Here is a 23,315-nt window from a genome sequence, read left to right as displayed (position 1 = left end):
CGGACGGAAGCCCCGCCCGGCGCCGGTGCCGGGCGGGGCTTCGCCGTGCCGGTCAGCCGATGGCGGCGGTCAGCGCGGCCAGGTAGCCGTAGCGGTAGCCGCTGGCGTTCGGGTGGTACGCCTCGATCACGCCGCTGACGTCACGGATCCACGGGTCGGCGGCGCACACGCCGTGCCCGGCGAAGAACGGCCGCGCGTCGACGAACGTGCCCCCGGCCGCGGCGGCCCGGCCGGAGATGACGCCGTTGAGCGTGTCGGCGGCCTGGTTGAGGATGGTGCGCTTGTAGCTGCTCATGGCGAGCAGGCCGCAGGAGCCGGTCTCGAACAGCCGCGGGTAGCCGAGCACCACCAGCCGGGCGTTCGGGGCCCGGTTGCGGATCGCGGTGTACGTGGCGTCGAGCCGGGCGGGCAGCGTCGCGGTGGCGAACGCCTTCGACTCGTTGACCGCGCTCTCGCAGCTCGACGTGCTGCCGAACCGGCAACTGGTCATCACGTCGGCGAAGCCGGCGTCGTTGCCGCCGATGGTGATGGTCACCAGCGTGGTGCTGCTGCTGAGCTGGCCGACCTGGTTGTTCAGCACGTCGGCGGTGACCGCGCCGCCGCAGGCCGGGAACTTGAAGCTGGTGACCGAGTGGGCGGCGGCCCAGAGCGGGGCGTACGACTTCTGGCTGCGCAGGCAGGTGGACAGGTCGTACGGGCCGGCGCCGACCCCGGAGGAGTAGGAGTCGCCGAGGGCGACGTAGTTGACGGTGGCCGCCCGGGCGGCGCCGGGCAGGAGCACGGCGCCGAGGACGGCCGCCAGGACGGCGGCGAACACGGTACGGACGCGACGGGGCATGGCAGAGCCTCCACGGGGCAGGGTGGTGGAGCCCGTTGACCGCGCGCGTGGCCGAGGGATCGGTGCTGTTACTGGTCGGTAATGCTATCGAAACATTTGCCGAAATTGAATAGCCGAGATCGGCCGGACGGGACAGATGCGTTCACATGCGTCGATTAGCTTGGCGGTGACGACACCCGACGGAGGGAGTCCCCCGTGCGACGCGCACTCACGGCGGCCATCGCCGCCCTGACCCTCACCGCGGCCGGCACCACAGTGACCGGATCACCCGGCCAGGCCGCCCCGGCCGGATGGGGCCGGCCGCAACCCGCGGCGGCCACCCCGACGCCCGGCAGCCCCGGGCTGGGTGACAGCTACTTCCCCGACTACGGCAACGGCGGCTACGACGTCGGGCACTACGACATCCGGCTGCGCTACGAGCCGGCCACCGACCGGCTCACCGGCACCACCACGATCCTGGCCACCGCCACCAAGGACCTGTCCCGGTTCAACCTGGACTTCGTCCTTGCCGTCGAGTCGGTGCGCGTTAACGGCTGGGTCGCCACGTACACCCGGGCCGGCGACCACGAGCTGGTGATCACCCCGGCCCAGCCGCTGACCAAGGGGCAGCAGCTCACCGTCGTGGTGAAGTACGCGGGCGTGCCGTCGCAGACCACGGTCCAGGGCTACACGGCGTGGACCCGTACCGCCGACGGGGCGCTCGCCGTCAACGAGCCCGAGTCGGCCTGGTGGTGGTACCCGAGCAACGACCACCCGAAGGACAAGGCCACCTGGGACATCTCCGTCTCGGTGCCGACCGGCGTCGAGGTGATCAGCAACGGCGTGCAGCCGCGCGACCCGCTGCCCGAGGCCGGCAACCGCACCCGGTGGAGCTGGCGCAGCGTCAAGCCCGGCGCCACGTACCAGGCGTTCCTGGCCATCGGGCAGTACGACATCGTCACCGACGTCGCGCCGAACGGCCAGCCGGTGGTGAACGCGTACAGCACCACGCTCGGCGAGCGCCTGCCCGCCGCGCGGGCCAGCATCGAACGCACCGCCGAGATCGTCGACTGGGAGAGCGGGCTGTTCGGCCCGTACCCGTTCGAGGCGCAGGGCGGCGTGGCCGGGCCGGTCGACGGCATCGGCTTCGCGCTGGAGACACAGACCCGCCCGGTGTACGGCCCCGGCTTCTGGCGGCGCGGCGCCAACCCGTACGTGGTGGTGCACGAGAACGCCCACCAGTGGTTCGGCGACTCGGTGTCGGTGGCGGACTGGCGGCACATCTGGCTCAACGAGGGCTTCGCCTCGTACGCCGAGTGGCTCTGGTCCGAGGAGCAGGGCGAGGGCACCGCGCAGGAACTGTTCGACTTCACCTACGACAGCTACCCGGCCGACTCCGAGTTCTGGCAGGTGCGCCCCGGCGACCCGGGCCCGAGCGGGATCTTCGACGACGCCGTCTACGACCGGGGCGCGATGGCGCTGCACCAGATCCGGCTCGCCGTCGGCGACGCCGCGTTCTTCCGCATCCTGCGCACCTGGACGGCCAAGCGGCAGTACGCCAACGGCACCGTCGCGCAGTTCCAGGCGCTCGCCGAGCGGATCTCCGGGCGGGACCTCGACGCGGTGTTCACCACCTGGCTGTTCACGCCCGGCCGCCCCGACGTGACCGCCGCCGCGCGGACGAGCGCCGCACCGGCGCAGCCGGCCTCGTGGACGAAGATCCGCGCGGCGCACGACCTGCTCGGCCGCTGACCGGGCGCCGGCCGGGCCGCTCCCCCACCACGGGGGCGGCCCGGCCGGCCGGTCAACCGGCGGTCGGCACGGGTGCCGCAGTCGACGCCGTCCAAGGCTGCGCCGCCTCGATCGCGCGGATGTGGCGGTAGGCGAACCAGAGCGGCGGGAACGCGCCGACCGCGAACGAGAGGTCGACGAGCGTCCAGAACCAGGGGATGTCCCGGATCGGACCGCAGATCACCGCCAGCGGCACGATGCCGGCGCAGGCGATCATTCCGACCTGGACCACCCACACGTTGCGGACCGGGTCACGCAGCGGCCCCCAGAACGCCACCGCGAGCACCAGGTGCGCGAAGGCCAGCCAGTCGGTGCCGTACCGCAGGAACGGGTAGTCCTCACCGGCCGCCACCAGTCCGACGTGGACCCGCTCGATCCAGTCGACCAGCGCCGGAAACTGCCCGGCGAGCGGGTCGGACGCCGCCAGCAGCCAGCGCACCTCGACCTCCAGCGGGAACGCGGTCACCCCGCTGAGGAAGAGCCCCGCCACCACCAGCCAGAGCCAGCGGCGGATGCGCCGCAGGCGTACCTCGACGTCCATGGCCGCAGCCTAACGACGGTCGTCGTGCCGCCGGGGCCCCGTCCGGCATGACCTGGGCCACCCTTCCCGGACGGCCGCGCGGCGGCGGCGGGTGTTAAGAAGGGCCCCCTCCTCTACCTGAGGCGTTAAGAGGGGGCCCTTCCTTTCACCTGGGGGCGAGCGGCTGGCGGGCCGGGTCGACCGGGGCGGGCAGGTCGCCCACCCCACCCAGGTACGTGTGGATCGCCGCCGCGGCGGCGCGTCCCTCGGCGATGGCCCAGACGATCAGCGACGCGCCCCGGTGCATGTCACCGGCGACGAAGACGCCGTCGGTGGCCTGCCAGTCCGGGCCGGAGTCGATCGCGCCCCGGCCGTTGCGGGTCACCCCGAACTGCGCCAGCAGCGGCTGCTCCTCGGTGCCCTCGAAGCCGATGGCGAGCAGCACCAGGTCGGCCGGGATCTCGCGCTCGGAGCCGGGCAGCGCGGTGACGATGCGGCGACCGTCCACCTTCTCCACTGTCACCTCGGCGATCCGGACCGCGCGGACCTGGCCGGTGCCGTCGTCCACGAACTCCTGCACGGCGACGGCGAAGACCCGCTCGCCGCCCTCCTCGTGCGCCGGGTAGTTGCGCAGCACCCACGGCCAGGTCGGCCACGGGTCCCGCGCCGCGTCCCGCTCCGTCGGCGGCTCCGGGTAGAGGTCGAGCTGGTGTACGCCGGCCGCGCCCTGCCGGTGCGCCACGCCGAGGCAGTCGGCGGCGGTGTCGCCACCACCGATGATCACCACGTGCTTGCCGGCGGCGTCGATCGGCGTACCGTCGGGCAGCGTCGCGGGGGCGGGCTTCCCGTCCCCGGCGGCGGCCACCACCCGGTTCGCGGCGACCAGGTGCGCCATCGCCTGGTGCACGCCGCGCAGCGCCCGGCCGGGCGTCTCCGGGGTGTCCCGGCCCTGCAACGCGCCGCAGGCGAGCAGCACCGCGTCGTGCTCGGCGCGCAACTGCTCGGCGGTCACGTCGACGCCGACGTCGACGCCGGTGCGGAACCGCACGCCCTCGGCGGTGAGCTGGGCCAGCCGCTTGTCGATGTGCTGCTTCTCCAGCTTGAAGTCGGGGATGCCGTAGCGGAGCAGGCCGCCGATCGCGTCGTCGCGCTCGTACACGGTGACCGTGTGACCGGCGCGGGCGAGCTGCTGCGCGGCGGCCAGTCCGGCCGGGCCGGAGCCGACCACGGCCACCGACCGGCCGGTGGACACGGACGCGGGCCGGGGCCGCAGGCCGTCGCGGGCCACCGCCGCGTCGGCGATCTCCACCTCGACCTGCTTGATGGTGACCGGCTGCTGGCCGCCCAGGCCGAGCACGCAGGCCGCCTCGCACGGCGCCGGGCAGAGCCGGCCGGTGAACTCGGGGAAGTTGTTGGTGGCGTGCAGCGAGTCCACCGCCGCGTCCCAGTTGCCGGTGCGGACCAGGTCGTTCCAGTCCGGGATGCGGTTGCCCAGCGGGCAGCCGTCGTGGCAGAACGGGATGCCGCAGTCCATGCACCGGGTGGCCTGCTCGCGGATCAGCTCCTCACCGGCCGGCGGGTACACCTCCCGCCAGTCGGAGATCCGCACCGGCACCGGACGGCGGGCCGGCAGCCGCCGGTCGTAGCGCAGGAAACCGTTCGGGTCAGGCACGAGCCACCTCCTGGGCGACCGCCCGGGGCGCGGGCGGTACCGGCGCGGGCGAGAGGGCGCTCATCACCGCGTCGTCGACGTCTCGGCCGGCGGCTTCGGCGGCCCGCATGATCTCCATGACCCGGCGGTAGTCCCGGGGCACCACCGCGGTGAACTCCTCCACCGCCTGCGGCCAGCGCTTGAGCAGGTCTTCGGCGACCGCCGAGTCCGTCTCGGCGAAGTGCCGCTGGACCAGCTCGTGCAGCCGGTCGCGTTCCTCGTCGCGCAGCGGCGACAGGTCGACCAGCTCGGTGTTGACCAGTCGCCGGTCGAGCCGGTGCACGAACGCGGTGCCGCCGGACATGCCGGCGGCGAAGTTGCGCCCGGTCGGCCCGAGCACCACGACGGTGCCGCCGGTCATGTACTCGCAGCCGTGGTCGCCGAGGCCCTCGACCACCGCCACCGCGCCGGAGTTGCGGACCGCGAACCGCTCCCCCACCCGGCCGCGCAGGAACACCTCGCCGCCGGTCGCGCCGTACAGGATGGTGTTGCCGGCGATGATCTGGTCCTCGGCGCGGCGGCCGGGCGCGGCGTCCACGCCGACGAACGGCGCGTCGGCGTCCGGCCGCACCACGAGGCGCCCGCCGGACAGTCCCTTGCCGACGTAGTCGTTGGCGTCGCCGTGCAGGCGCAGCGTGACGCCGCGCGGCAGGAACGCGCCGAACGACTGGCCGGCGGTGCCGCGCAGCAGGAACTCGATCGTGTCGTCGGGCAGGCCGGCGCCGCCGAAGCGGCGGGTCACCTCGCCGCCGAGCATCGCGCCGACGCTGCGGTGCTCGTTGCGCACCTCGACCTCGACCCGGACCGGGGTGCGCTCCCGCAGCGCCGGCCCGGCCAGCTCGATGAGCCGGTTGTCCAGCGCCGCGTCGAGGCCGTGGTCCTGGGCGCGTACGCCCCGGCGGGCCGCGCCCTCGGGCAGCTCGGGCAGGTGCAGCACGCGGCTCAGGTCGAGCCCGTGGCCCTTCCAGTGGTCGATCGCGCCAGCCACGTCGAGCAGCTCGGTGTGCCCGATCGCCTCGTCGATGCTGCGGAAGCCCAGCTCGGCCAGGTAGCCGCGGACCTCCTCGGCGAGGAAGAGGAAGAAGTTCTCCACGAACTCGGGGCGGCCGGTGAAGCGCTCGCGCAGCACCGGGTTCTGGGTGGCGATGCCGACCGGACAGGTGTCCAGGTGGCACACCCGCATCATCACGCAGCCCTCGACGATCAGCGGGGCGGTGGCGAAGCCGAACTCCTCGGCGCCGAGCAGCGCCGCGATCAGCACGTCCCGGCCGGTCTTGAGCTGGCCGTCGACCTGCACCGTCACCCGGTCGCGCAGCTTGTTCAGCAGCAGCGTCTGCTGCGCCTCGGCCAGGCCCAGCTCCCACGGCGTGCCGGCGTGCTTGAGCGAGTTGAGCGGGGACGCGCCGGTGCCGCCGTCGTGGCCGGAGATCAGGATGACGTCGGCCTTGAGCTTGGCCACGCCCGCTGCGACGGTGCCCACGCCGACCTCGCTGACCAGCTTGACGTGCACCCGGGCGGCCGGGTTGACGCACTTCAGGTCGTGGACGAGCTGGGCCAGGTCCTCGATGGAGTAGATGTCGTGGTGCGGCGGCGGGGAGATCAGGCCGACACCGGGGGTGGCGTGCCGGGTCCGGGCGATCCACGGCCAGACCTTGTTGCCCGGTAGCTGCCCGCCCTCGCCGGGCTTCGCGCCCTGCGCCATCTTGATCTGGAGGTCGTCGGCGTTGACGAGGTATTCACTGGTCACGCCGAAGCGGCCGCTGGCGATCTGCTTGACCGCGGAGCGCCGCGCCGGGTCGTGCAGCCGCTCGACGTCCTCGCCGCCCTCGCCGGTGTTGGACTTGCCGCCGAGCCGGTTCATCGCGATGGCGAGCGTCTCGTGCGCCTCCGCCGAGATCGACCCGTATGACATGGCGCCGGTGGCGAAGCGCTTGACGATCTCGCTGGCCGGCTCGACCTCGTCCAGCGGCACCGCCGGTCGTACGCCGGTGCGCAGCGTGAACAGCCCGCGCAGCGAGCCGGCCTGCGCGGCCAGCTCGTCGACCTTCGCGGTGTACTGCCGGAACACGTCGTACTGGCGGCTGCGGGTGGCGTGCTGGAGCAGGAAGACGGTCTCCGGGTTGAACAGGTGCAGCTCGCCCTCGCGGCGCCACTGGTACTCGCCGCCGACCTCCAGCCGGTCCGTGGCCTGCGCGCCCGGCGCCGGCCAGGCCCGTGCGTGCCGGGCCGCCACCTCGGCGTGGATCTCGGCCAGCCCGATGCCGCCGATGGTGCTCGGCGTGCCCCGGAAGTACCTGTCGACCAGGCGGGTGTCCAGGCCGACCGCCTCGAAGACCTGCGCGCCGCAGTACGAGGACACGGTCGAGATGCCCATCTTGGACATGATCTTCAGGACGCCCTTGCCGAGCGCCTTGACGTAGTTGCGGACGGCCTTGACCCGGTCGACGCCGGCCAGCACGCCGGTGGAGATCATGTCCTCGACCGACTCGAAGGCCAGGTACGGGTTGACCGCCGCCGCGCCGTACCCGATCAGCACCGCCGCGTGGTGCACCTCGCGGCAGTCGCCGGACTCGACGACCAGCGCCACCTGGGTACGGGTCTGCTCGCGTACCAGGTGCTGGTGCACCGCGGCGGTGAGCAGCAGCGACGGGATCGGGGCCAGGTCGGCGTTGGAGTCCCGGTCGGAGAGCACCAGGATGCGTACGCCGTCCTCGATCGCCTCGGAGACGTGCCGGCAGATCTCGGTCAGCCGGGCCTTGATGCCGGCGCCGCCGTCGCGCAGGCGGTAGAGACCGGAGACCCGGACCGCCTTGAAGCCGGGCAGGTCGCCGTCCTCGTCGATGGAGAGGATCTTGGCCAGCTCGTCGTTGTCGATCACCGGGTACGGCAGCACGATCTGCCGGCAGCTCGCCGGACCCGGGTCGAGCAGGTTGCCCTCCGGCCCGATGGTGGACGCCAGGCTGGTCACCAGCTCCTCCCGGATGGCGTCCAGCGGCGGGTTGGTGACCTGCGCGAAGAGCTGATGGAAGTAGTCGTAGAGCAGCCGCGGCCGGGTGGACAGCGGGGCGATGGGCGTGTCGGTGCCCATCGAGCCGATCGGCTCCGCGCCGCTGCGGGCCATCGGGCCGAGCAGGATCTTCAGCTCCTCCTCGGTGTAGCCGAACACCTGCTGGCGGCGGCGTACCGAGTCGTGGGTGTAGACGATGTGCTCGCGGGCCGGCAGGTCGTCCAGCTCGATCAGGCCCGCATGCAGCCACTCCTGGTACGGCTGCTCGGCGGCCAGCTCGGTCTTGATCTCGTCGTCGGAGACGATCCGGCCGTTGACGGTGTCGACCAGGAACATCCGGCCCGGCTGGAGCCGGCCCTTGGCGATCACGGTGGACGGGTCCAGGTCGAGCACGCCCGCCTCGCTACCAAGCACCACCAGCCCGTCGGCGGTGTGCCACCAGCGGCCCGGGCGCAGCCCGTTGCGGTCGAGCACCGCGCCGACGATCTCGCCGTCGGTGAAGGCGACCGAGGCCGGGCCGTCCCACGGCTCCATCAGGCTGGCGTGGAAGCGGTAGAACGCGCGCTTGTCGGCGCGCATGTCCGGGTCGTTCTCCCACGCCTCGGGGATCATCATGAGCACCGCGTGCGGCAGGCTCCGCCCGGCCAGGTGCAGCAACTCCAGGACCTCGTCGAAGTTCGCCGAGTCGGACGCGGCCGGGGTGCACACCGGGAAGACCCGGCGGATGTTGCCGGGCAGGTTCGGGCTGCGCAGCAGCGCCTCGCGGGCCTGCATCCAGTTGCGGTTGCCGCGAATCGTGTTGATCTCGCCGTTGTGCGCGATGAACCGGTACGGGTGCGCCAGCGGCCAGGACGGGAACGTGTTCGTGGAGAAGCGCGAGTGCACCAGCGCGATGGCGCTGACCACCCGCTCGTCGGTCAGCTCCGGGTAGAACTCCGGAAGCTGGTCCGGGGTGAGCATGCCCTTCCACACCATGGTGCGGCCGGACAGCGACGGGAAGTACGCCGGCACGCCCCGCTCGGCGGTCTCCCGCTCGACCTGCTTGCGCAGGCAGAACGCCACCCGGTCCAGGTCCAGCCCGGTCAGCGGGGAACCGGCCGGGCCGGCCGGTGAGTCGGTCAGCCGGCGCGCGGCCACGAAGAGCTGCCGGACCCGGGGCATCGCCGCGAGCGCCGTCTCGCCCAGGCCGGACGGGTCGGTCGGCACCTCGCGCCAGCCGAGCACGTCGGCGCCCTCGACCAGCGCGTACTTGTCGACCACCTGGCGGGCACGGGTCTCGGCCGCGTCGTCGTCGGGCAGGAACACCAGGCCGGTGGCGTACTGGCCGGCCGGGGGCAGCGGGAAGTCGACGGTGGCGCGCAGGAACGCGTCCGGCACCTGGATCATGATGCCGGCGCCGTCCCCGGTGTTGTGCTCAGCGCCCCGGGCGCCCCGGTGGTCCAGCCGGCACAGCGCCCCGAGGCCGTTCGCGACGACCTGGTGCGAGCGCCGCCCGTGCAGGTCGGCCACGAAGGCCACACCGCAGGCGTCATGCTCGTACGCGGGGTCGTAGAGCCCGGCCGCCGGTGGGGCCGACTGCGGGCTGTGAGGGTACGGAAAGGCCACCGGGCCTCCTGTCGTCACTCAGGATGGATCATGATGGGGACGACGTCGGCCCTCTGCGGTTTATTGAGTCTACGTTAGGGCTTCCGGCGCAAGGCCAGTTCAGATTGATCACACTTCCAGATGCTGGGACATGTAGTCTCGCGCGGTGGATCTCGCACGCGCTGACGTACTCGACCGGTTGGAGCGGTTCTACGACGCGGTGCCCCGCGACGGGGCCCGGACCGAGGAGTACGGCGCCCTGGTGCTCTTCGTCCGGGAAGGCGCCGGATGGCCGTTCTACGCCCGGCCCCGGCTCGACGCCACCGAGCACCCCACCCTCGCCGATGTCAACGCGGTACGCACCCGGCAGCAGGAACTGGGCCTGCCGGAGGCGTTCGAATGGGTGCACGAGCACCAACCGGAGCTGCTGGCGGTGGCCCGCTCGGCCGGGCTGAGCGTGCTGGAGGCGCCGCTGATGCTGCTGGAACCGGAGCGCCTGCCCGAACCGGGGACGTTCAGCGACGTACCGGTGCGGGTGCTGGACCCCGGCGACGCGGGCTTCGCCGCGGACATCGCGCTGCGGCGGGCCGTCGCCGCGGTCGGCTTCGCCAACGGCGGCACCGCGCGCGGCGAGGCCGGACCGGCCGAGCGGGACGCCGCCGTCTCCGGGCTGGACGTGGCCGCGCTGGAGGAGGAGGCGACCCGGGTCGCCGACGGCCGGCGCATCTCCGTGCTCGCCGCCACGCCCGAGGAAGGCGCGCTCGCCGGCGGCATGGCCATGCGGGTCGGCGACGTGGCGGAGATCGCCGGGGTGGCCACGCTGCCGTCCGCGCGGCGGCGCGGCCTCGGCGCGGCGGTGACCGCCACCCTCGCTCGGGAACTGCGCGCTGCCGGCACCGACCTGATCTTCCTCAGCGCCGGCAGCGAGGACATCGCCCGGGTCTACCTGCGGGTCGGGTTCCGCCGGATCGGCACCGCCTGCATCGCCGAGCCCGCCGCGGTCATCTGAGGCCGCCGCGGCGGAGGTCAGGACGGCGGCTGCCAGGCGGCGGCCGCCGCGGCGGCCGTGTTACGCAGGCGCGGGCTGATCGTGCCGAGGGCGGCGTCGCGGGCGCGTAGCGCCAGCCGGCCCCGGGCCTGCAGGACCGCCGACATCCGCCGGGTCTGCCGGACCATCGTGGCCGCGCGGGGCCGGCGCAGCCTGTCGTACGCGGTCACCGCGTCCGGCAGCCGCGACTCCCGTAGCAGTCCGGCCAGCGTCGCCGCGTCCTCGAACGCCAGGCAGGCGCCCTGGCCGAGGTGCGGCGGCATGGCGTGCGCCGCGTCGCCGAGCAGCACCACGCCGCCCGGCCCGGCCGGGAAGCCGTACGCCTTCGGCAGCGGACGCAGCTCGCGGATCTCCTGCTGCACCACGTCGTCCGGGTCGGTCGCGTCCAGCAGCGTGCCGATCGGCGCGGGCCAGCCCGCGAACCAGCGCTTGAGCAGGGCGAGCTGGACCTCGGGCGGCTCCGGGCGGGGCGCGCCCGCCGCCGTGGCCACCCAGTAGACGCCGCCCCGGCGGGACGCCCCGGCGTTGCCCCGCTCGCCGAGCGAGGCGGCCAGGAACCGGTAGCCGGCGCCCAGCGTCTCCCCCTGCAGCGGCTGGTCGTCGGGCAGTTGCGGGGCCCGGTACCAGGGGATGACCGCCCGCCACGCCGCGCACCCGGAGCTGACCACCGACGTCTCCGGCGCCAACTGCCGGCGGATCTCGCTGTCGGTGCCGTCGGCGGCCACCACCAGGTCCGCCTCGTAGGTGTGCCGGCCGTCGCCCACCGCCGGGCGCTCACCGGACGCGGCGCGCACCGTCCGCACGCTCACGCCGGTACGCAGCTCGACCCGGTCACCCAGGCCGGCGATGAGCGCGTCGTGCAGGTCCTCCCGGTGCACCACCACCGGCATCCGCTCGGCCGGGGTGGACCGGGGCTGCACCAGCCAGTGCCCGTCCGGGCGGCGCACGCCGCCGTCGGGCAGCGGGGTGGCGATCGCGTCCAGCCCGTCGCCCAGCCCGAGGGCGCGCAGCGCGCGTACCCCGTTGGGCCAGAGCACCACGGCGGTCGCCTCCGGCCGGACCCGGTCGGCGCGTTCCAGCAGCGTGACCTGCCATCCCGAGCGGGCCAGCACGCCGGCCACCGCCATCCCGCCGAGGCCGGCGCCGACCACCACCGCGCTGCGCATGACTCCCCCGCTCAGCTGTCCCGGTCGGTGGGGCGCGCGGCGGCGTCGGCCCGGCCCGCGTTCGTGCGCTCGGCGTCCGTCCGTTCCGGGTCGGCGTCGGTGCCGTCCGCGTCGGCGCCGTCGGTGGCCGCGGGGTCGGTGTCCGTGCGGTCGGCCTGGTCCGCGTCGCCGTCGGTGGCACCGTCGGTGGTCTCCGGCCGGTCGTCGTCGGCCGCCGGCTCCACCGGGGGCAGCACGCCGGTCTTCCGGTACGCGTCGAACTGTTCCTCGCTCACCACCCGGTAGCCCTCGGGCGGGGCCGGCCGCGCGGCGGCCTCCCGGGCGGAGAGGTCGACCTGGGAGACGTCCCCGGACGGGGTGGGCGCGGCGGCCGGCTCGCCCACCGGCACGAGGTATTCACGGGGTCCCCGGACCCGGACGAAGTAGGCAAGCGCGCCGAGGAAGACCAGCATGGCGGTCCAGACGTTGAGCCGTACGCCGAGGATGAGGTTGGCCTCGTCGGTGCGCATCAGCTCGATCCAGAACCGGCCCGCCGTGTAGCCCATCACGTAGAGCGCGAACGCCCGGCCGCGCCCGAGCCGCAGCTTGCGGTCGAGGTAGAGCACCAGCGCGGCGACACCGACGTTCCAGAGCGCCTCGTAGAGGAACGTCGGATGGTAGAGGCCCGGCTGGAGCACCGGGTTTCCGGCGTCGTCGCGCAGCGCGTGACCCGGGTTGTCCGGGTCCATCACGTGCACCTCGAGACCCCAGGGCAGCGTGGTGCGCCCGCCGTACAGCTCGTTGTTGAACCAGTTGCCCAGCCGGCCCACGGCCTGCGCCAGCGGCAGCCCGGGCGCCAGCGCGTCGGCGATCACCGTGAACGGGATGCCGAGCTGCCGGGCGGCGAGCCACGCGCCGACCGCCCCACCGGCCACCGCGCCCCAGATGCCGAGCCCGCCCTCCCAGATGTAGAGCGCCTTGATCGGCTCGCCGCCGGCGCCGAAGTATTTCTCCGGCGACGTGATCACGTGGTAGATCCGCGCGCCGATGATGCCCGCCGGCACCGCCCAGACGGCGATGTCGAGCACCGCGCCCGGAGCGACGCCGCGGCGGCGCAGCCGGTACTCGGTGACCACGCAGGCCACCACGATGCCGAGGATGATGCAGAGCGCGTACGCCCGGATCGGAACCGGACCGAGCTGCCAGACGGCGGTGCTGGGGCTGGGCATGGCCGCCAGTGGGGTCATCGGGGCGAGGGTCACGGGTGCACACGGTACCGGTGCGGACTGTGTGCGCGGCACCCCGGGCCGCCTGCCGCGCGGGTCGGATGACTTCTGGTTTGCACGGTCGTAGGCTGTTTGTCCATGAGCCCGCTCACCTGGGCGGTCGCCGCTGTCGTCACCGACGCATCCGGGCGGCTGCTGCTCTGCAGCCGGTCCGAGGGGGCCCGGCGCTGGGGCCTGCCGGGCGGGCGGCTGCGCCACGACGAGAGCCCGGTGGATGCCGTCGTCCGGGCGGTTCGCGCGGAGACCGGCTGGGTGGTGGCGCCGGCCGACCTGGTCGGCCTCTACCGGGTCACCGGTCCACCGGTGCCCGCCCCACCGGCCGGGCGGTGCGGCGCGCGCCCCGACGTGCTGGTGCACGTGTTCCGCGCCGGACCGGCCGACGCCGGACCGGCGGGCGAACCGGCGACCGGGTGCCTGCCTCGGTGGTGGCCGCCGCAAGAGCTGCCCGACGTGCTGACCCCCACGACACGCGCGGCGATCGCGGACGCGCTCGCCGGCCGCGCCGGCGTGCTGCGGCACACGACCGCCGCCGACGCGCTCACGCCACCCGGCGACGGACAGCCCGGCGACGGGCAGCCCGCCCCGCCCGGCCAGCGCGCCTCCGAGCAGGTCGACAGCAGTAGCCGCTGACCGCCCGCCCGCTCGCTCGCTTGATCGACACCAGTTCGGCGAAGTGGCGGTATCCCGGCGTCCTGGACCACGCCAGCTCGGCGAAGTGGAGTCGATCAAGCAGGTGGCGAGCCGGGCGTCAGCGGGCCGGGTTGCGGACGCCCTCGGCCAGGTCGGCGCTCAGCTTGCGCAGCGCGGTCAGGCCGGCGGCCTGGTCCGGGGCGTCCAGCACGCAGCGGACCAGCGCGCTGCCCACGATCACCGCGTCGGCGTACCCGGCGACGGTGGCGGCCTGCGCGCCGGTGCCCACGCCCAGCCCGACACCGACCGGGATGTCGGTGACCTCGCGCAGCCGGGAGACCAGGACCGGGGCCGCCTCGGAGGTCTGCGCGCGGGCGCCGGTGACGCCCATGATCGCGGTGGCGTAGACGAAGCCGCGGCAGTGCTCGGCGGTCATCCGCAGCCGCGCGTCGGTCGAGGACGGTGAGACCAGGAACGTCCGGTCCAGGCCGTGCGCGTCGGAGGCGGCCAGCCACTCGGCGGCCTCGTCGGGGATCAGGTCCGGCGTGACCAGGCCGGTCCCACCGGCGGCGGCCATGTCGCGGGCGAACGCGTCGACGCCGTACTGCTCGATCGGGTTCCAGTAGGTCATGGTGACCACGCTCGCCCCGGTCGCGGCGACCGCCTCGACGACGCGCAGCGCGTCCGCGACGCGGACGCCACCGGCGAGCGCGATGTCGCTCGCCTTCTGGATGACCGGGCCGTCCATCACCGGATCGGAGTACGGGATCTCCACCTCGATGACGTCCACGCCCGCCTCGACCATGGCCTTCATGGCGGCGATGCTGCCCTCGACGGTCGGGAAACCGGCCGGCATGCAGCCGACCAGCACGGCCCGGCCGTCCGCCCGCGCCTTGTCGAAGGCGACCCCGATGCGGCTCACGCTGTCACTCCTTGTCGAGGATGCCGAAGTACGCGCCGGCGGTGTGCACGTCCTTGTCGCCCCGGCCGGACAGGTTGACCACGATCAACGGCTCCCGGCCCAGCTCCTCGGCGAGCCGGGGGGCGATCGCGCGGGCGCCGGCCAGCGCGTGCGCGCTCTCGATCGCCGGGATCACGCCCTCGGTTCGGCAGAGCAGCTCGAACGCGGCCATCGCGTCGGCGTCGTCGACCGGCAGGTACGTGGCCCGGCCGGTGTCGTGCAGCCAGGCGTGCTCCGGCCCGACGCCCGGGTAGTCCAGGCCGGCCGAGATCGAGTGCGACTCGATGGTCTGCCCGTCGGCGTCCTGCAGCACGTACGTGCGGGTGCCGTGCAGCACGCCCGACGAACCGCCGGTGATGCTGGCGGCGTGCCGGCCGGTCCCGACGCCCTCGCCACCGGCCTCGAAGCCGTAGAGGCGGACCCCGGCGTCCGGCACGAACGCGTGGAAGATGCCCAGCGCGTTGGAGCCGCCGCCGACGCACGCCGCGACCGCGTCCGGCAGCGTGCCGGTCAGGTCCAGGCACTGCTGGCGGGCCTCCACGCCGATCCCGCGGACGAAGTCGCGGACCATCTCCGGGAACGGGTGCGGGCCGGCGGCGGTGCCGATCAGGTAGTGGGTGTCGTCGACGTTGGCGACCCAGTCCCGCATCGCCTCGTTCATCGCGTCCTTGAGCGTGCGCGAGCCGGTGGTCACCGGGACGACGGTGGCGCCGAGCATCCGCATCCGGGCCACGTTGAGCGCCTGCCGCTCGGTGTCCACCTGGCCCATGTAGACGACGCATTCCAGGTCGAACAGCGCGGCGGCGGTGGCGGTGGCCACGCCGTGCTGGCCGGCGCCGGTCTCCGCGATGACCCGCCGCTTGCCCATCCGCTTGGTGAGCAGCGCCTGGCCCAGCACGTTGCGGACCTTGTGCGCGCCGGTGTGGTTGAGGTCCTCCCGCTTGAGCAGGACCCGCGCCCCGACCTGCGCGGAGAAGCGCCGGGCCTCGTAGAGCATCGAGGGCGTGCCGGCGTACTCACGCAGCAGCGCGTCGAACTCGGCGAGGAAGTCCTCATCGCCCATCGCCTTGCGGTACGCCGCGTCCAGCTCGTCCAGCGCGGCGACGAGCGCCTCCGGGACGAACCGGCCGCCGAACCGGCCGAAGTGACCGGCGGCGTCGGGAACCTGGCCGGCTGCGGGTGCGGCGCTCATCGCGGGCGTCCTCTCGGATCGGGTGGCCCGGCGGCTCAGCGCACCGGGCGGGGCGTGGCCGGGTGGTTACCGGCGTTGACCAGCTCGGCGACCGCTTCACGCGGGCTCTTCTGGGTGACCAGGCCCTCGCCCACCAGCACGGCGTCGGCGCCGGCGGAGGCGTACCGGATCAGGTCGTGCGGACCGCGCACCCCGGACTCGGCGATCTTGACGACGCTGCTCGGCAGGCCGGGCGCGATCCGCTCGAACACCGAGCGGTCGACCTCCAGCGTACGCAGGTCACGGGCGTTCACGCCGATCACCTGCGCGCCGGCCTCCAGGGCGCGGTCCGCCTCCTCCTCGGTGTGCACCTCGACCAACGCGGTCATGCCCAGCGACTCGATCCGCTCCAGCAGGCCGACCAGCACGTTCTGCTCCAGCGCGGCGACGATCAGCAGCACCAGGTCGGCGCCGTGCGCGCGGGCCTCGTGCACCTGGTAGCTGGAGACGACGAAGTCCTTGCGCAGCACCGGCACGTTCACCGCGGCCCGCACCGCCGCCAGGTCGTCGAGCGACCCGCCGAACCACCGGCCCTCGGTGAGCACGCTGATCGCCCGCGCTCCCCCGGCCGCGTAGTCACCGGCCAGGTCCGCCGGGTCGGCGATCTCGGCCAGCCGCCCCTTGGACGGCGACGAGCGCTTCACCTCGGCGATCACGGCCACGCCGGGCCGGCGCAGGGCCGCGTACGCGTCCAGCGGCGGCGGCCCGGCGGCGGCCAGCTCACGGATCCGCTCCAGCGGAACCTGCTCCTGCCGCCGGGCCACGTCCTCGCGCACACCGGCCAGGATCTCGTCGAGCACGCCTGCGGACGGCGCCGCTCCGGCGTCGTCCCCCTCCGCGTGCGCATGCTCAGCAGTCACCAACGGACTCCCCTCTCCGGGCGTCATGGGCCGATGCTAGGGGGCGCCACCTGGCGACAAGTGCCGGGGGGTATGGCGCACCTCACGACATGGGCTGTGGCATGATGGCCGACTTCCGGTGAACGCCACGTCACGCAGCGCCACGCTGGCATCGACCGTCACCCATCCCCCATCTCACCACGGTTGATCCGTCGCCGCAGCACCGCTCCCGCGCCGGGCTGTGACCAAGCTCAAGGACCTCCGGCCCTGCCCAGGTCGGGCCGCCTGGCGGACCGTTGACCTGTGCTTCACGAGGGCGAAACGTGAGCCCGGCAGCATCGTCCTCGGGCAGACTCGACACCGGCGGCTGACCACCGCCGACAACCATCTCGTGCGGGGTGACCATGAGCGCCAACGGGCCGAACCAGACCATCGGCTTGACCACCATCTCCCGGACCGTCGCCTCCCTCGCCTTCGGCGTGGTGCACACGCTGGAGCGCGCGGTGGCCGGTGACGGCCGGACGCGTACCGCCCAGGGCAACGCCTGGGAGGCCGTCTGCGCCGACCGGGCCCGCGCCGCCCAGCGCCGCGAGCTGGAGCGGCTGGTGGCCGAGCTGACCGCCGCACGGGCCGCGGCCCGCCGCCGGCGCGACGCGCGCGAGGCGCAGCCGGTCAGCTGACCGTCGGGTCCTCACCCCGGTCCAGCGCGTCCCACGCGTCCCGGGTGCCCCGCTCGACCGCCGGCCGGCCGGGCTCGACCGCCGGGACGGCCCGTCGCTCGTACCGCGCGCCCATCGCGGGCCAGCCCGCTGCGCGCAGCGCGGTGAACGCGCCGCCGGACGCGAGGGCCAGGCCGCCGGCCAGCACCAGCGCCGGCCACTGACGGCTCACCCCGGCCTCGGTGAGGCCGATCCCGCCGCCGACCGCCACGGCCACGCCGACCGCGCCCAGCAGCAGGCCCAGCAGCCGGCGCAGGCGGCCCCGGGTGGCGAGCACCGCGCCGCCGCCGGCCAGCCCCACGTAGGTCAGCGCCAGCACCCAGGGCAGCAGCTCCGCGCCGGTCCGGTCGGCCCGGCCGGGCGGCAGCGACCCCCGGGCGGTCATCTCCACCGACCAGGTCCGGGTCACCGCCCAGCAGGCCAGGCCCGCCCCGGCCAGGCAGAGCAGCACCGCGTACGCGAGTTCGCGCCGACCGCGGGCCGACGGCGCGGTGGTGCCGGGCGCGCTCACCGGGCTGCCCGCAGCGTCTCGGCGGCCGCGATCGCGGCGAGGACGGCGGCGGCCTTGCTGCGCGTCTCCCGGTCCTCGGCGGCCGGATCGGAATCGGCCACGATCCCGGCGCCGGCCTGCACGTAGGCCCGGCCGTCGCGGATCAGCGCGGTACGGATCGCGATGGCCATGTCCAGGTCGCCGCCGAAGGCGAAGTAGCCGACGGTGCCGCCGTAGACGCCGCGCCGCACCGGCTCCAGCTCCTCGATGATCTCCATGGCGCGTACCTTGGGCGCGCCGCTGAGCGTGCCGGCCGGGAACGTGGCGGCGAGCGCGTCGAACGCGGTGCGGTCGGCGCGCAGCTCGCCGACGACCGTCGAGACGATGTGCATGACGTGGCTGTAGCGCTCGATGGTGGCGAACTCGGGCACCTCCACGGTGCCCGGCCGGCAGACCCGCCCCAGGTCGTTGCGGCCCAGGTCGACAAGCATGACGTGCTCGGCGCGTTCCTTGGGGTCGGCGAGCAGCTCGGCGGCGAGCCGGGCGTCGGCCTCCGGGGAGCCGCCGCGCGGCCGGGTGCCGGCGATCGGGTGCAGCAGGGCCCGCCGCCGCCCGTCCGGGCCGGCGCTGACCTTGAGGTGCGCCTCCGGGGACGACCCGACGATGTCGAAGCCGTCGAAGCGCAGCAGGTACATGTACGGGCTGGGGTTGGTGGTGCGCAGCACCCGGTAGACGTCCAGCGGGTCGGCCTCGGTGGGGCGCTCGAAACGCTGGCTGAGCACGATCTGGAAGCACTCGCCGGCGCGGATCGCCTCCTTGGCCGCCGCCACGGCCTTCGGGTAGCCGCCCTCCGGGGTCCGGCTGACCACCTCGCCGACGCCCGGCCGGCCGACGGTGGACACCATGGGCGGGATCGGTCGGGACAACGCGGTGGTCATGGCGTCCAGGCGACCCACCGCGTGGTGGTACGCGGCGTCGACCAGCTCCGCCCGCCCGGGGGTATCGAGCGGGGGCAGGACCGCGTTGGCGACCAGGATCGCCGAGCCCTCGTAGTGGTCGAGCACCACCAGGTCGGTGGCGAGCATCATGCCCAGCTCGGGCACGTCCAGCTCGTCCTCGGTCAGCTCGGGCAGCCGCTCGAAGCGGCGGACCAGGTCGTAGGCGAGGTAGCCGACCAGCCCGCCGGTCAGCGGCGGCATTCCGCCGGCCGGGTCCCAGGCCGGGCCGGCGAGCGCGTCGACCGACTCGCGGAGCACGGTGACCGGGTCCCCGGTGGTCGGTACGCCCGCGGGCGGTGTGCCGGTCCAGCGCGCCTCGCCGTCCCGCTCGGTGAGCGTGGCGCTGCTGCGGACGCCGATGAACGAGTACCGCGACCAGGCCGTGCCGGCCGAACCGACGCCCTGCTCGGCGGATTCCAGCAGGAACGTGCCGGGACCGCCGGCCAGCTTGCGGTAGACCCCGACCGGGGTCTCGGCGTCGGCGAGCAGCCGCCGGGTCACCGGCACGACCCGCCAGCGGGCGGCCAGGTCGGCGAAGGTGGACCGGTCCGGGCTGACGGTGCCGTCGGTCACGGGGTCTCCTCCGGTGAGCTGACCGGCAGGTCGGTGAAGAAGCAGGTGCGCTGCCCGGTGTGGCAGGCCGCGCCGACCTGCTCCACGCTGACCAGCAGCGCGTCGCCGTCGCAGTCCAGGGCCACCGAGCGCACGTACTGGTGGTTGCCGGAGGTGGCGCCCTTGACCCAGTACTCGCCGCGGCTGCGCGACCAGTAGGTGGCCCGGCCGGTGGTGAGCGTGCGGTGCAGCGCCTCGTCGTCCATCCAGGCGACCATCAGCACCTCGCCCGTGTCGTGGGCGCGGACCACGGCGGCGACCAGGCCGTCCGGGGTGCGGCGGAGTTTGGCCGCGATGGCCGGGTCGAGCCGGGACGGCCGGGCCGGGCCGGGACTGGGGGCGCCGGTCAGCGGCGCGTCAGGGGCGGGCACGGTTGACCATTCTCCCGCACGCGGCCCGGGGACCGCCGACGTGTCCCGGGAGGCGGGCGTCACCGTCGCCAGCGCCCGGCCCAGCTGCCGCAGGTAGCGGTCCGCCCGGCCGTCGGTGAGCGCCTCGGCCAGGTCGGTCCCGGTGGCCCGGGCGATCTCCGCCGCGTACGGGCGCACCAGCGGGAGGATGCCGTTGACCAGCCGTCCGGCGGCGGCGCCGACCTCGGCCGGGTCGCCGGGGCGCAGCCCGAGGCAGAGGAGCATGTCGTCGCGGTAGCCGGGCGGGGCGACCGGCAGGTCCAGCGCGGCGGTCAGGGCGGCCCGGCGGGACACCACGCGCACCGACGGGTTGGCCGGCCGCAGCACCGAGGGGCAGAGCCGGGCCAGGTCGGCCGCGGCGAGCCGGACCCCGACCGGGTCACCGGCCAGGCGCGCGGCGGCGACCTTGCCCAGCGTGGCGATCAGCTCCTCCAGGCGCGGCTCGTCGGCGGGCTGGCAGAGCACCGGCAGGTCGATCCGGCGCCGCCATTCCGGCACCGCCCAGAGCAGCCGGGCCGGCGCGGTGACCGGGAGGCCGAACGCCCAGTCGGCGGGCTGGCCGAGCCGGCGTACCCAGGAGCGGACGTCGCGGGCGGCCACGGAGACGTGCACCAGGCGGCCGCCGAACTCGGTCAGGTACGCCCGCCGGGCCGCGTACGGCGTGCCGCGGCGGGACGTGACCTGCCGGGGCCCGCCGGTGGCGCGTGGCTCGTCGGCGGCCACCAGCACGTCCACGTCCACGTCGCTGTGCTCGGTGGCGGCCCGCCGGGCGTGGCTGCCCCGCAGCATGATCCCGACGACCGGCCGGTCGGCGGCGTGCCGCAGGCGGGCGGCCCAGAGGTCGAGGAACCCGGTGTCGGACAACGGAGCTGGACCCACTGCCTCATGGTGCCCGAAACCTGATCTTCCGATGCCGGACTCCCTGTCCGCCGCCGGGTGTTCAGCCCGACTCCTCCTCCGCCCGCCGGTACGCGTCGATCTTGTATTCGAGAACCTTCAGGTCCTCCTCCAGCTCGGCCATCCGGGCCAGCACCCGGGCGCGGTGCGCCTCGAACAGCGCCCGCCGCGCGCCGAGCGTGCTGTCGCCGTGCCGGGCCAGCTCGGCGTAGCGGCGCATGTCGCGCACCGGCATCCCGGTGCGCCGCAGCCGGGTGAGCAGGAACAGCCAGTTGACGTCGGACTCGGTGTAGCGCCGGCGGCCGGAGGAGTCCCGTCCGACGCGGCCCACCAGCCCCTCCTGCTCGTACCAGCGCAGCGTGTAGGTGGTCAGGCCGACCCGTTCCGCCGCCTCACCCACGGTGAGGCTCATCTCCCGCGTGCTGATGTCCACGCCCTCCAGGCTTCCAGTTCGAGCCCACTCGAAGTCAAGTCCCTCGTTGCCTCGCCGACGGAATTCATCTAGCGTTGAGTTCATCGGGTGATGAATTGACGGAGGCAAGCATGGACGACGCGGTGTCGGTCCGCGAGCTGGTGGTCGACCGGGGCGAGGGGCGGGTGCTGCACGGCATCACCTGCGGGGTGCCCCGGGGCACGGTGACCGGGCTGCTCGGGCCCAGCGGCAGCGGCAAGACCACGCTGATGCGCGCGGTGGTCGGCGTGCAGACGGTCGGCTCCGGCGCGGTCGACGTGCTCGGCCGCCCGGCCGGCTCGGCCGACCTGCGCCGCCGGGTGGGCTACCTGACCCAGGCGCCGAGCGTCTACGCCGACCTGACGGTGCGGGAGAACGCCCGCTACTTCGCGGTGCTCCAGGGCCGGGGCCGCGCCGAGGCCGACCGCGCGGTCACCGACGTCGGCCTGGGAAAGGCGGCCGACCAGCTCGTCGGCACGCTCTCCGGCGGCCAGCGCAGCCGCGCCTCGCTCGCGTGCGCGCTGGTCGGCGAGCCGGAGCTGGTCGTCCTCGACGAGCCGACGGTCGGCCAGGACCCGGTGCTGCGGGCCGACCTGTGGGCCCGGTTCCACGCCATGGCCGCCGCCGGCACCACGCTGCTGGTGTCCAGCCACGTGATGGACGAGGCCGCCCGCTGCGACCGGCTGCTGCTGATCCGCGAGGGCCGGCTGGTCGCCGACGACACCCCGGCCGCGGTCCGCGCCGCCACCGGGACCGACGACCTGGAAGAGGCGTTCCTGCGCCTGATCCGCGACGCCGAGGGAGAGGCGCGATGAACGGACGGATCCTGGCCGCCACCACCGGGCGCATCCTGCGCCAGCTCCGGCACGACCGGCGGACCGTGGCGCTGCTCGTGGTGGTGCCGTCGGTGCTGCTCACGCTCGTCTACTTCATGTACGTCGACCAGCCCGCCCCGCCCGGCGCGCCCAGCACGTTCGACCGGGTGGCCCTGATCATGCTGGGCTTCTTCCCGTTCATCATCATGTTCCTCGTGACCAGCATCGCCATGCTCCGCGAGCGCACCACGGGCACGCTGGAGCGCCTGCTCACCACGCCGCTGGGCAAGCTCGACCTGCTCTTCGGGTACGGCATCGCGTTCGGCCTGGCCGGGGTGCTCCAGTCCACTGTCGCCTCGGTCGTCGCGTACCAGGTGTTCGGCCTGGAGACCGCGGGCAGCGCGTGGCTGGTCGTGCTGATCGCCGGGGTGAACGCGGTGCTGGCGGTGGCGCTCGGGCTGTTCTGCTCGGCGTTCGCCCGCACCGAGTTCCAGGCGGTCCAGTTCATGCCGGTGGTGGTGGCGCCGCAACTGCTGCTGTGCGGCCTGTTCGTGCCGCCCGACCAGATGGCCGGCTGGCTCCAGGCGGTCAGCGACGCGCTGCCGCTGTCGTACGCGGTCGAGGCGCTGCAGGAGGTCGGCGCGCACGCCGAGCCGACCGGGACGATGTGGCGGGACGTGGCGATCGTGACCGGGGCGGCGGTGGCGGCGCTGGTGCTGGCCGCCGCGACGCTGCGCCGGCGCAGCGGGTGAACGCGCGGCGCACCGGGCGGCGGCCCGGCACTCCGGACACCCGCGAGGCGATCCTCGCCGCGGCGCGGGAGGCGTTCGCCGAGCGGGGGTTCGACGCCGCGTCCATCCGGGCCATCGCCGCCGCGGCGGGCGTGGACCCGGCGCTCGTGCACCACTACTTCGGCGGCAAGGAGGAGCTGTTCCGGGCCGCGACGGCGTTCCCGGCCGACCCGGGACGGCTGCTTCCGGCGGTGCTCGCCGGCGGCCCGGACGCGCTCGGCGAGCGGATGGTCCGGGTGTTCCTGGAGGTCTGGGACTCCCCCACCGGCACCGCCGCGGTGGCGCTGCTGCGCTCGGCGGTCAGCAACGACTGGACCGCGCGCCTGCTGCGCGAGTTCCTGGTCACGCAGGTGCTGCGGCGGGTGCTCGACCAGCTCGACGTCGACCCGGCGCAGCGCGCGCTGCGCGGCGGCCTGGTCGCCACCCAGCTCGCCGGGCTGGCGATGATGCGGTACGTGCTCCGCCTCGACGCGGTCGCCACCGCCGAGCCGGCGACGCTGGTGGCCGCCGTCGGCCCGACGGTCCAGCGGTACCTCACCGGCGACATCACCTGAGCCGTCGC

Annotated in this window: 20 protein-coding genes and 1 pseudogene; 7 read left to right on the top strand and 14 right to left on the bottom strand. The window is 74.4% G+C overall.

Annotation, left to right across the window (positions count from 1 at the left end; genetic code table 11):
* Window positions 1–52: 52 nt before the first annotated feature.
* Window positions 53–838: an SGNH/GDSL hydrolase family protein gene (locus tag BAW75_RS05040; protein WP_043329537.1), complete on the bottom strand. Its 786-nt coding sequence runs from the start codon at window positions 836–838 to the stop codon at window positions 53–55.
* A 195-nt stretch (window positions 839–1,033) separates the two neighbouring features.
* Here BAW75_RS05040 and BAW75_RS05035 point away from each other — a divergent pair, with 195 nt between their 5' ends.
* Window positions 1,034–2,569: a M1 family metallopeptidase gene (locus BAW75_RS05035; protein WP_104112802.1), complete on the top strand. Its 1,536-nt coding sequence runs from the start codon at window positions 1,034–1,036 to the stop codon at window positions 2,567–2,569.
* Window positions 2,570–2,621: 52 nt separating this feature from the next.
* Here BAW75_RS05035 and BAW75_RS05030 read toward each other — a convergent pair whose 3' ends face one another.
* The 3 genes from BAW75_RS05030 to gltB all read right to left on the bottom strand — a co-directional run bounded on the left by BAW75_RS05030 (window position 2,622) and on the right by gltB (window position 9,451).
* On the bottom strand, window positions 2,622–3,149 hold the full coding sequence (locus BAW75_RS05030; RefSeq protein ID WP_104112801.1) for a hypothetical protein: 528 nt from the start codon (window positions 3,147–3,149) through the stop codon (window positions 2,622–2,624).
* Window positions 3,150–3,294: 145 nt separating this feature from the next.
* Window positions 3,295–4,800 carry a glutamate synthase subunit beta gene (locus BAW75_RS05025; RefSeq protein ID WP_104112800.1) on the bottom strand — a complete coding sequence of 502 codons (1,506 nt, stop codon included), beginning with the start codon at window positions 4,798–4,800 and terminating at the stop codon, window positions 3,295–3,297.
* Window positions 4,793–9,451 (bottom strand): glutamate synthase large subunit, encoded by a 4,659-nt coding sequence (gene gltB / locus BAW75_RS05020; RefSeq protein ID WP_104112799.1) that lies wholly within the window; start codon window positions 9,449–9,451, stop codon window positions 4,793–4,795. Before gltB ends, BAW75_RS05025 begins: the two co-directional genes overlap by 8 nt.
* Before the next feature lie 145 nt (window positions 9,452–9,596).
* On the opposite strand from gltB, the gene BAW75_RS05015 reads away from it, so the two are divergent.
* Complete coding sequence (locus BAW75_RS05015; protein ID WP_104112798.1) at window positions 9,597–10,439, top strand: GNAT family N-acetyltransferase; 843 nt, start codon at window positions 9,597–9,599, stop codon at window positions 10,437–10,439.
* Window positions 10,440–10,456: 17 nt separating this feature from the next.
* Here BAW75_RS05015 and BAW75_RS05010 read toward each other — a convergent pair whose 3' ends face one another.
* Both BAW75_RS05010 and lgt read right to left on the bottom strand, forming a co-directional pair.
* Window positions 10,457–11,644 carry an FAD-dependent oxidoreductase gene (locus BAW75_RS05010; protein ID WP_104112797.1) on the bottom strand — a complete coding sequence of 396 codons (1,188 nt, stop codon included), beginning with the start codon at window positions 11,642–11,644 and terminating at the stop codon, window positions 10,457–10,459.
* A gap of 11 nt (window positions 11,645–11,655) precedes the next feature.
* Window positions 11,656–12,885, bottom strand: a complete 1,230-nt coding sequence (lgt, locus tag BAW75_RS05005) for a prolipoprotein diacylglyceryl transferase (protein ID WP_104112796.1) — start codon at window positions 12,883–12,885, stop codon at window positions 11,656–11,658.
* A 102-nt stretch (window positions 12,886–12,987) separates the two neighbouring features.
* Between lgt and BAW75_RS05000 the strand changes: the two genes are divergently transcribed.
* The gene (locus BAW75_RS05000; protein WP_104112795.1) at window positions 12,988–13,539 is read left to right on the top strand and encodes an NUDIX hydrolase; all 552 of its coding nucleotides are present in this window, start codon (window positions 12,988–12,990) and stop codon (window positions 13,537–13,539) included.
* A 118-nt stretch (window positions 13,540–13,657) separates the two neighbouring features.
* Here BAW75_RS05000 and trpA read toward each other — a convergent pair whose 3' ends face one another.
* From trpA to trpC, 3 genes are read right to left on the bottom strand one after another with little or no spacing between them, the layout of a single operon-like run.
* Window positions 13,658–14,461, bottom strand: a complete 804-nt coding sequence (gene trpA / locus BAW75_RS04995; protein WP_104112794.1) for a tryptophan synthase subunit alpha — start codon at window positions 14,459–14,461, stop codon at window positions 13,658–13,660.
* A 4-nt stretch (window positions 14,462–14,465) separates the two neighbouring features.
* Window positions 14,466–15,692 (bottom strand): tryptophan synthase subunit beta, encoded by a 1,227-nt coding sequence (trpB, locus tag BAW75_RS04990; protein ID WP_104112793.1) that lies wholly within the window; start codon window positions 15,690–15,692, stop codon window positions 14,466–14,468.
* 35 nt (window positions 15,693–15,727) lie between these two features.
* Window positions 15,728–16,531 (bottom strand): indole-3-glycerol phosphate synthase TrpC, encoded by an 804-nt coding sequence (trpC, locus tag BAW75_RS04985; protein ID WP_208635190.1) that lies wholly within the window; start codon window positions 16,529–16,531, stop codon window positions 15,728–15,730.
* Between the two features lie 443 nt (window positions 16,532–16,974).
* Between trpC and BAW75_RS04980 the strand changes: the two genes are divergently transcribed.
* Window positions 16,975–17,250 (top strand): hypothetical protein, encoded by a 276-nt coding sequence (locus BAW75_RS04980; RefSeq protein ID WP_069089043.1) that lies wholly within the window; start codon window positions 16,975–16,977, stop codon window positions 17,248–17,250.
* Here BAW75_RS04980 and BAW75_RS04975 read toward each other — a convergent pair.
* The 5 genes and pseudogenes from BAW75_RS04975 to BAW75_RS04960 form a co-directional block, all read right to left on the bottom strand.
* Entirely contained in the window at window positions 17,243–17,800 is a 558-nt protein-coding gene (locus BAW75_RS04975) for a Trp biosynthesis-associated membrane protein (protein WP_104112791.1), read from the bottom strand. The two genes, BAW75_RS04980 and BAW75_RS04975, sit on opposite strands and share 8 nt — an antisense overlap.
* Window positions 17,797–19,350, bottom strand: coding sequence for an anthranilate synthase component I (locus BAW75_RS04970; protein WP_043329521.1), 1,554 nt, complete (start codon window positions 19,348–19,350; stop codon window positions 17,797–17,799). Before BAW75_RS04970 ends, BAW75_RS04975 begins: the two co-directional genes overlap by 4 nt.
* Complete coding sequence (hisI, locus tag BAW75_RS32765; RefSeq protein WP_043331113.1) at window positions 19,347–19,760, bottom strand: phosphoribosyl-AMP cyclohydrolase; 414 nt, start codon at window positions 19,758–19,760, stop codon at window positions 19,347–19,349. The genes BAW75_RS04970 and hisI overlap by 4 nt, the downstream gene beginning before the upstream one ends.
* A gap of 237 nt (window positions 19,761–19,997) precedes the next feature.
* Window positions 19,998–20,588 (bottom strand): annotated as a pseudogene (locus BAW75_RS32760) (phosphoribosyl-AMP cyclohydrolase); the annotation flags it as partial.
* Between the two features lie 151 nt (window positions 20,589–20,739).
* Window positions 20,740–21,129, bottom strand: a complete 390-nt coding sequence (locus BAW75_RS04960) for a MerR family transcriptional regulator (protein WP_051611426.1) — start codon at window positions 21,127–21,129, stop codon at window positions 20,740–20,742.
* A 110-nt stretch (window positions 21,130–21,239) separates the two neighbouring features.
* On the opposite strand from BAW75_RS04960, the gene BAW75_RS04955 reads away from it, so the two are divergent.
* The 3 genes from BAW75_RS04955 to BAW75_RS04945 are packed head-to-tail and all read left to right on the top strand — an operon-like array spanning window position 21,240 to window position 23,307.
* A complete protein-coding gene (locus BAW75_RS04955; protein ID WP_104112790.1) occupies window positions 21,240–21,962 on the top strand; it encodes an ABC transporter ATP-binding protein in 723 nt (240 codons plus the stop codon).
* Window positions 21,959–22,714 (top strand): ABC transporter permease, encoded by a 756-nt coding sequence (locus tag BAW75_RS04950; RefSeq protein ID WP_104112789.1) that lies wholly within the window; start codon window positions 21,959–21,961, stop codon window positions 22,712–22,714. Before BAW75_RS04955 ends, BAW75_RS04950 begins: the two co-directional genes overlap by 4 nt.
* Window positions 22,711–23,307, top strand: coding sequence for a TetR/AcrR family transcriptional regulator (locus tag BAW75_RS04945; protein ID WP_030500283.1), 597 nt, complete (start codon window positions 22,711–22,713; stop codon window positions 23,305–23,307). Before BAW75_RS04950 ends, BAW75_RS04945 begins: the two co-directional genes overlap by 4 nt.
* The last annotated feature ends 8 nt before the right edge of the window (window positions 23,308–23,315 follow it).

The sequence above is a fragment of the Micromonospora chalcea genome (assembly GCF_002926165.1).
In the GTDB taxonomy this organism is placed as follows: Bacteria; Actinomycetota; Actinomycetes; order Mycobacteriales; family Micromonosporaceae; genus Micromonospora; species Micromonospora chalcea.
Note: the sequence above shows the minus strand (reverse complement) of the source record. Positions and strands in the feature narration are given on the sequence as shown.